This window comes from Psychrobacter piscatorii, assembly GCF_904846415.1.
Classification (GTDB): Bacteria; Pseudomonadota; Gammaproteobacteria; order Pseudomonadales; family Moraxellaceae; genus Psychrobacter; species Psychrobacter piscatorii.
Genome location: NZ_CAJHAR010000002.1, coordinates 180,712 through 188,393 on the forward strand (window position 1 = coordinate 180,712; position 7,682 = coordinate 188,393).

At 42.0% G+C, this 7,682-nt stretch carries 8 protein-coding genes and 1 pseudogene; 5 read left to right on the forward strand and 4 right to left on the reverse strand.

Annotation, left to right across the window (positions count from 1 at the left end; translation table 11 throughout):
* Positions 1 to 12: 12 nt before the first annotated feature.
* The 4 genes from JMX83_RS01720 (at position 13) to scpB (ending at position 3,264) form a co-directional block, all read left to right on the forward strand.
* Positions 13 to 1,098, forward strand: a complete 1,086-nt coding sequence (locus tag JMX83_RS01720) for a tryptophan--tRNA ligase (protein WP_201598510.1) — start codon at positions 13 to 15, stop codon at positions 1,096 to 1,098.
* Positions 1,099 to 1,125: 27 nt separating this feature from the next.
* Entirely contained in the window at positions 1,126 to 1,737 is a 612-nt protein-coding gene (locus JMX83_RS01725) for an O-methyltransferase (RefSeq protein WP_201598511.1), read from the forward strand.
* A 5-nt stretch (positions 1,738 to 1,742) separates the two neighbouring features.
* Positions 1,743 to 2,582 carry a segregation and condensation protein A gene (locus tag JMX83_RS01730; RefSeq protein ID WP_201598512.1) on the forward strand — a complete coding sequence of 280 codons (840 nt, stop codon included), beginning with the start codon at positions 1,743 to 1,745 and terminating at the stop codon, positions 2,580 to 2,582.
* Positions 2,583 to 2,652: 70 nt separating this feature from the next.
* Positions 2,653 to 3,264, forward strand: coding sequence for an SMC-Scp complex subunit ScpB (scpB, locus tag JMX83_RS01735; protein WP_201598520.1), 612 nt, complete (start codon positions 2,653 to 2,655; stop codon positions 3,262 to 3,264).
* A 164-nt stretch (positions 3,265 to 3,428) separates the two neighbouring features.
* Here scpB and lolA read toward each other — a convergent pair whose 3' ends face one another.
* The 3 genes from lolA to rplU form a co-directional block, all read right to left on the reverse strand.
* Positions 3,429 to 4,115: an outer membrane lipoprotein chaperone LolA gene (gene lolA, locus JMX83_RS01740; protein WP_201598522.1), complete on the reverse strand. Its 687-nt coding sequence runs from the start codon at positions 4,113 to 4,115 to the stop codon at positions 3,429 to 3,431.
* Between the two features lie 411 nt (positions 4,116 to 4,526).
* A complete protein-coding gene (rpmA, locus tag JMX83_RS01745; RefSeq protein WP_021813611.1) occupies positions 4,527 to 4,784 on the reverse strand; it encodes a 50S ribosomal protein L27 in 258 nt (85 codons plus the stop codon).
* Between the two features lie 91 nt (positions 4,785 to 4,875).
* On the reverse strand, positions 4,876 to 5,187 hold the full coding sequence (gene rplU / locus JMX83_RS01750) for a 50S ribosomal protein L21 (RefSeq protein ID WP_057761012.1): 312 nt from the start codon (positions 5,185 to 5,187) through the stop codon (positions 4,876 to 4,878).
* Positions 5,188 to 5,755: 568 nt separating this feature from the next.
* Here rplU and JMX83_RS01755 point away from each other — a divergent pair.
* On the forward strand, positions 5,756 to 6,781 hold the full coding sequence (locus tag JMX83_RS01755; protein WP_201598523.1) for a polyprenyl synthetase family protein: 1,026 nt from the start codon (positions 5,756 to 5,758) through the stop codon (positions 6,779 to 6,781).
* A 783-nt stretch (positions 6,782 to 7,564) separates the two neighbouring features.
* On the opposite strand, the pseudogene JMX83_RS01760 reads toward JMX83_RS01755, so the two are convergent.
* Positions 7,565 to 7,682 (reverse strand): annotated as a pseudogene (locus JMX83_RS01760) (IS982 family transposase); the annotation flags it as partial.

Below are 7,682 nucleotides of genomic sequence, written 5' to 3' on the forward strand. Positions count from 1 at the left end.
AACGGATTTCTCATGAGTAACAACAGTACTTCTGACAGCCAAACCTCTGATAACTCAACCGAAGCCAAACGCATTCTCACTGGTATCAAACCCACAGGTATCCCGCACCTTGGCAACTACGTTGGTGCGATTCGTCCTGCCATCCAATCTATTCAAAACAGCAGTGACGATGCTTTTTTCTTCTTGGCAGACTATCACAGCATTATTGGTTGCCATGATCCTGCGATCATCCACGAGTCAACCAAAGCCATTGCCGCGACATGGCTCGCCTGCGGTCTCGATCCTGAGCGAGTGACCTTTTATCGTCAGTCAGATGTGCCTGAGATTCTAGAATTGTCATGGATTTTGAGCTCCTCATGTGCCAAAGGCCTCATGAACCGCGCTCATGCCTACAAAGCAGCGGTTGATGCTAATATGGAAAAAGAAGACGTTGATGCTGATCAAGGGATTAACATGGGTTTGTTCGGCTATCCTGTATTGATGGCCGCTGATATTTTGATGTTTAATGCCACGCATGTGCCTGTTGGCCACGACCAAATTCAACATATCGAGATGGCGCGAGACATGGCTGGTACGTTTAACCATCGTTATAAAACGCTCTTTACCCTACCGTCAGCGGTGGTAGACAATGATATACCGCTACTTACTGGCCTAGACGGCCGCAAGATGAGTAAGAGCTACAGCAACACCATTCCATTGTTTGGTGAGCCGAATCCGCAAGTTAGCTCTGAAAAACAAATGCATAAAGCCATCATGAAAATCGTCACCAACTCACAGTTGCCTGATGAGCCAAAAGATCCTGATGACTCTGCTCTGTTTGAGATATATAAAGCATTCGCCACTTCTGAAGAAATCGCTGACATGCGTGCGCAATACGCAGCAGGTATTGGCTGGGGTGATGCTAAGCAAGCACTATTTGACAAGATTAATGATGAGATCGCCCCTTTCCGCGCGCGTTACGAAGAGCTCATGGCCAATCCAAAAGAGCTAGAAGAAATCTTACAAATGGGTGCGGAAAAAGCCCGTCGCCATAGTCGTAAGCAATTAGACAAGACGCGCCGCGCTATTGGTATCCGCCCACTTGCCAAACTTAAGTAACACATAAGTTATTGGTGGATATAATTTATGTCGGTACATAAATCTTTTGAGCGTACTCATTTTTTATCGTACTGTCAGTCTTTATATAAGACTGACAGTACGTATGACTCTAAGCAAGTAGACAGACTCAATCGTCATCGCCATGTAGAGCCAGATTCTGCTGAATTTTTGGCCAATATTGCCACGGTAACCAAGCCAAATAAAGTGTTAGAGATTGGTACTTCAACGGGTTTTTCGACCCTATGGCTGGCTTATGGTCTACGTCATCAAGCTCAATATGACTTTATATCATTAGACATCGATAAAAGTCGCAGTGATGCTGCTCGCCAGCATCTGCAAAATACGGGGCTATCTGACTCTGTTAGATTAATCGTGCAAGACGACTTTATTTTTTTAAATAGCAATGAAGATGTCTTTGACCTAATATTTTTGGATGCAGAGCGGCAATTTTATCTCGATTATACCCAAGGTCTACATAAAGCATTGGACATAGGTAGTGTGCTTATTGTCGATAATGTCATCTCTCATCGTGATGAGGTTTGTGCGTTCTTAGCAGAATTCACCAATGATTCTCGTTATATTTGTCATACGTTAGATGTTGGTGCTGGATTATTTATGGCAGTGCGCCAGGAACATTAAGTATTATGGATACATCCAACACGACTGCGCTGCGCATCTATCAGACGCCAGTACAGCATCTACCAGACGATCTTTATGTCCCGCCGCAAGCGTTTGCGATTTGGCTAGAGCAATTTGCAGGTCCGTTAGATTTCTTATTGTATTTGGTCAAAAAAAACAACGTTGATTTGACGCAAATGCCGATTCTACCCATTACTGAGCAGTATTTGGCTTATATCAGTGAGTTAGATACTGAGCACTTTGAGTTGGCAGGCGATTATCTGTTAATGGCGTCGACGCTCATTGCAATCAAAACCGAATTACTATTGCCTACCCCTGACACCCCAACCGACGAGCGTGATCCAAAAGCCGAGCTGATTGAGCGCCTAGAAGAGTACGCGCAAATCAAAGTGGTCAGTCAGCGCTTAGATGATTTGGTACGCTTAGAGCGTGATGTTTTTTTAGCAATGGTCAGTATGCCCAGTCAAGACGTTATGAATACTGAGCTGCCTAGCTACTCACCTACTCTGCTGATCGATAGCTTGTTCAAAATGCAGCTACAGCCAGACTATCAAATGCATACCATCAAAATTGATGCCGTACCGCTTTCTGATCGTATCGCTAGTATTAGTCGGCAACTGAGTACTGATGGTGCCCGCTCTTTTTATGAGCTACTAGACAAAGCACAAGGTAAGATAGGCGTGGTCGTGAGCTTTGTCGCCGTACTTGAATTGATTAAGCGGCAATTGGTTGGTGTGGTCTATACAGAACCCAATAATGATGCAAGCACGTTAATGAAACATGATACCGATCCATCCGATATAGACAATCAATCCCAAGAGCTAACACTACAGTGGTTGGCATAACAAGGATCAAATTAACTTCCTAGCTTGACCGTTATTGAACACATAATATTAAAATAAGAGCATACTTTAGATGGTAGATATTGACGACCCGAAGCAGCACGATGAAGCAGAGCCTATACTTGCCGCTGCTACTGCCTCTATTGAGGATAACCATACCTCTCTTGAAGATGTGAGCAAGCGCATCGAGGTGCTCTTACACGCTTCAGAGGCGCCGCTGACAACACAGGCGTTAAAGAAGCATTTGTCATTATCTAGCAAAGCGTTAAAGCAAGCCTTAGAAGTGCTAGAGCGACGGTTAGAGACTGGTGTGCTGAACCTACATGAGACAGCCAGCGGCTACCGCTTACAAATTTCCGATGCCTATAGCGGCTTAATTCAGCAGGTTTTTCCGCAGCGTCAAGAGCGTCTGAGCCAAGCCTTGCTTGAAACGTTAAGCGTTATTGCTTATAAGCAACCTGTTACCCGCAGTGATATCGAGCAGGTACGCGGTGTGACGTTATCAAGCAATATACTGCGCCAGCTATTTGATAAGGGGTGGATCATTGAGAAAGGCTACAAAGAGACCTTAGGCCGCCCAGCATTACTTCATACCACCGCACAATTCTTAGATGCGTTTGGGCTGAGTCATTTAGATGAGCTGCCCCCAATGCCAGATATGGAATCCATACGAGCTATGTCTTAATTTTTCTGCTGACCAAACTATCATTACGCTCATAAAAAAGGACAGATCACCTAAGATCTGTCCTTTTTATTTGGCTGTCACTCTTAGGGGTTGTCACTCCTAAAGGCTTTCAATCTTAGATAAATGGTAAAGCATTATGATCTGCTTCATCAATTAGCTCGTCCTTATTGATTGATAACATCAACACCTTTTGGTGGAGTAAACTTAAACTGACTGCTACCAATACTTGGGTTCATCTTAATACCGCTGAACTTGATAGAAGTTGTTTGACCCAAGGTGTCATTCAATACCATCATGACAGGTTTGCCACCACTAAAGCTTATTGAAAGATTTTTGAAACTTGCACTGTCTGACTTAGGATAGAGTACATAGTAGTTCTTGTTGTCATATGGCTGAGTGATCTTGAAGTTTTGATCAATCTTGCTTGGATCACCTGACAGTAGCAAGGCTGGTGTATTACCTACTTGACTGTCAACATTCTGCTTAGTCGCTTGCTCTAAATCCTTGTCATAAACCCACATAGAGTTACCATTAGCAACGATCAGTTGCTCTGATGGTGACTTGGTTTCCCAACGGAAGTTATTTGGACGTTGGACACTCATAGAGCCTGTAAACGTACCACTACTCGCGCCTTTAGTCGTTTGACTAAAATTGGCCGTCATACTCTTGGTATTGGTCAGCAATTTATTCAAACGTTTAGCAGCTGTTAGGTTATCAGCAGGAGCTGCTGTAGCCGTTTGAGTCAATGCCATCATTGGCGCTGCGATACCTAGCGATGTCATTAATACACCTGCTAAAGCACCACTCATCAATTTTTGTTTGGTTGATTTTTTCGTAGATAAGTTCACCATAAATCCTCTCTAAAAAAGCATAATCGCTTTAAAGTTGTCGCTAAAAATAAAATGTTCTATTGAAATTTTTGTTTTCTATAAATACTGATTTTACCAAGCTAAAGCTGGTAACCATCAGCAATGGCAACAGTGTGCCAGTTTTTTTATTACGCGCCTAGTCATGATTTGCAATCTTTACTACGGCTGCCATACACGCTTGTAACCAATACAGTTACACGGTAAAAGTTTGCATTTATAAGTGTTAGCTACAGTAATTAAGCTAATAGTGGCCTTAAAAATATCGCTCAAAAGAATTATTATTAATTTATATCACCCTACAAACGTAAAAAGCCCCTACTACCATAAGGCAGTAAGGGCTTTTTTAATTATCTGATCATTCTATTCAGTGAATAAAACGACCTAAATAGATAATTATGCGTTTTCAACCGTAACATAACGACGGTTAAATTTACCTTTGGTCGCAAACTTTACAACACCGTCATTCAGTGCAAATAAAGTATGGTCACGACCCATGCCAACGCCTTCGCCTGCGTGGAATTCTGTACCACGTTGACGAACGATGATGTTACCAGCTGTGATAGCTTGGCCACCAAAGATTTTTACGCCTAGCATTTTTGGGTTTGAATCACGACCGTTACGGCTCGAACCGGCAGCTTTTTTATGTGCCATGAGAAAATCTCCTTGTTAATTTGACTTACCGCTGATGCGATAACTCTTAAGCATTTAGTGCGCTATTTAGCAATAATTGCTAAATGGATAATTAGGCATTAATCGCTTTGATTTTTAACAAGGTGTACCATTGGCGGTGACCTTGTTCTTTGTGATAATGCTTACGACGGTTGTGCTTGATGATACGGATTTTTTCGCCGCGACCATGCTCAACAACTTCAACTTCTACGCTAGCACCGTCAACAACAGGCTGACCGATTTTGACGTTATCGCCGTCAACAACCATCAACACGTCTTCAAATTTGATTGTTTCGCCTTTTTCTGCTTTTAGTAGTTCAACTTTAAGCAATTCATCGACGACTACACGGTGCTGTTTACCACCAGTTTTGATTACTGCGTACATTGTATGACTCCGTTTAACCCGTGTGCCGTGGCTGATGTTATACCAACGCTTTTACGACGAACACGACAGGGAAAAATTAAAGGCAAGATTTTACGGCTTTTTGCTCATAAAAGCAAGCCGCGCCTCTCGTTTTTGCAAGGTGGTTACACTAAATCACCATCATCTGCATTGTTATATACGCTACAGATTACCAACCCGTCATAGACGACGATACTGATAAAAGCAGCATAATAATAGTTATAAATGATGGCTTGAGCCTAACGGGGGTTATTATAACTTATATAATCAGTTACTTACAGCCTTTTATCTATCATTTATGTGACGACAAAACCTCGTGGTAAGTTAACAGTCTTACCATCAAGCTATTGAGTGGTTTCATAAATTTGCCCTGCCTTCTATGCATGATAATAGGCGCACAAGCTAACTCTGAGCTACCCTTGTGATGTACTTTAACCAACAATTTTCAGAGACAGCTATGCTATGATAAGCGAAACCATACCTTACCAATAGATAAATGAAGTCAAGGTTATAAAAACTCTCTTTACTCTTATTAATATGACTATTTATTATGACTATTACCTCTTTAAGTAACACCGATTCCATTCCGCAATCAACGCCTAGCTATGCTGATATTCAAAGTATCGTGGCCAATGATTTTGAGGTGATGGACAAGCAAGTATTTGGTAGTCTCAACTCAAAAGTACAGCTCGTCATGAGCGTCTCTCAGCATGTAATCAATGCCGGTGGTAAGCGTATGCGCCCGCTGATTACGCTATTGTGTGCCCGTATGTTTGACGACAATCCATCAGAAAAATCGATGCACCTAGCCGCTATTACGGAGATGCTGCATACGGCCACCTTAGTACATGACGATGTGATCGACGAGTCAGGACAGCGCCGTGGTAAGCCGACAGCAAACGCCACATGGGACAATGCCACCGCCGTATTGGTCGGTGACTATCTGATTGCCCGTGCTTTTAATCTTTTGGTTGGTTTTCAGAGCTTGCCATTGTTGCAAGTATTCTCTGATGGTACTTGTGATATTGCTGAAGGCGAAGTATTGCAGCTACAACATCAGCATAACCCTGCCGCAACAGAAGAAGACTACTTACGCATTATCGATGGCAAAACCTCTCGCCTGTTTATGATGGCGACTCAAGGCGCTGCTATTTTGCAAGACAAAACAGAATATATGGCCGCATTAGGCGACTTTGGACAGCACTTTGGTAATGCGTTTCAAATTATCGATGATGTCCTTGATTATAGTGGCGATAGCGACGTAATGGGCAAAAACCTAGGCGACGATCTTGCAGAAGGTAAACCTACCCTGCCAACTATCAAAGCACTCGAACTACTAAAAGACAGTGACAACGAAGGTTATGAGCAACTACGAATCGCTGTGCAAACGGGTAAAACACCAAATGCTGAGCAACTGATTGAGTTAGTACGTAGCTCAGGCTCATTAGATTATTGCAAGCAACGCGCGTTGGAAGAAACCAAACTGGCGCAACAAGCCCTCAGCACACTGCCTGACAATCGCTATCGTACAGGTTTGTATCAATTGACTGAGCTTGCTAGCGCACGATTGGTATAATTAAATATGAGTCGTCTGTGTTATCGACTAATTAAGACAATCGGCTAATTAAAACAACCAGCTGATTAAGACGACTCATTTTTTAGCAGTGCTTTTAGCAATCAATGAACAGCAATCCCATAACTTAAAAGCGCCACTCTTCAAAAACCTATTCTCTTCAAAACCAACGTACCAGTTAAATAGTTACCTTTCTTTAAGTTTTATAAATCTTTGCAGTACTATAATCATGTAAGGATTTTTGAAGGTTGGATGATATTTGACCACGCTCATTAGAGGCTACTGACTGCTCTAAGTCGCTATATTTTAAAGGTCATAATTAGGGGTTGATAAATTTGTTGAATTGTTTACAAAGCAGGTTTTCTGCTGTTTTAAGACCTTAATACTACTAAGGCTTTACGATTATAACAAAAAATTACAATAAATTTCGATAGTAGGTTGTATGTCTTCTTATTAGCTGCTAGCTGGTGTAGCGGTTACTATGGCGGGATTTTATTTACTCAGCGAGCACAGTGCGGTCAGTTTTTGTCAGCTTTCCTATCGTGAATCGCTTGACTGTGGGGTTACCCCAATAGTTTATAATAACTCATTAAATTTACTAATCCATTTTGTGGTCTACCTACACTTTTGATACTCAATCAGCTGACAGCGCTACTTCATTTATCTCGCTACCCGAATGTCCTATTGGCGAGGTTTTTGCCGAGTCAGTTTATTTAAAGACTGTATTGGCAATGGTAGTCTGAACCTGCAAAATTAGTAAAATTTTATAACTTATATACCCCACTCTCAACTTGAAATAAGCAAATCAAACTGAAGAGGCGGGTTACCAAGTTTTTTATTGAGTACAAAGCACAGATTGTGTGACAGGATTTTACGAATCAATCGATGAGACAAATGCCATAAA

Bases quoted from the DNA above. Each gene is read 5' to 3' on its own strand.
- JMX83_RS01720 (WP_201598510.1), top strand. From the start codon at position 13: ATGAGTAACAACAGTACTTCTGACAGCCAAACCTCTGATAACTCAACC.
- JMX83_RS01725 (WP_201598511.1), top strand. From the start codon at position 1,126: ATGTCGGTACATAAATCTTTTGAGCGTACTCATTTTTTATCGTACTGT.
- JMX83_RS01730 (WP_201598512.1), top strand. From the start codon at position 1,743: ATGGATACATCCAACACGACTGCGCTGCGCATCTATCAGACGCCAGTA.
- scpB (WP_201598520.1), top strand. From the start codon at position 2,653: ATGGTAGATATTGACGACCCGAAGCAGCACGATGAAGCAGAGCCTATA.
- lolA (WP_201598522.1), bottom strand. From the start codon at position 4,115: ATGGTGAACTTATCTACGAAAAAATCAACCAAACAAAAATTGATGAGT.
- rpmA (WP_021813611.1), bottom strand. From the start codon at position 4,784: ATGGCACATAAAAAAGCTGCCGGTTCGAGCCGTAACGGTCGTGATTCA.
- rplU (WP_057761012.1), bottom strand. From the start codon at position 5,187: ATGTACGCAGTAATCAAAACTGGTGGTAAACAGCACCGTGTAGTCGTC.
- JMX83_RS01755 (WP_201598523.1), top strand. From the start codon at position 5,756: ATGACTATTACCTCTTTAAGTAACACCGATTCCATTCCGCAATCAACG.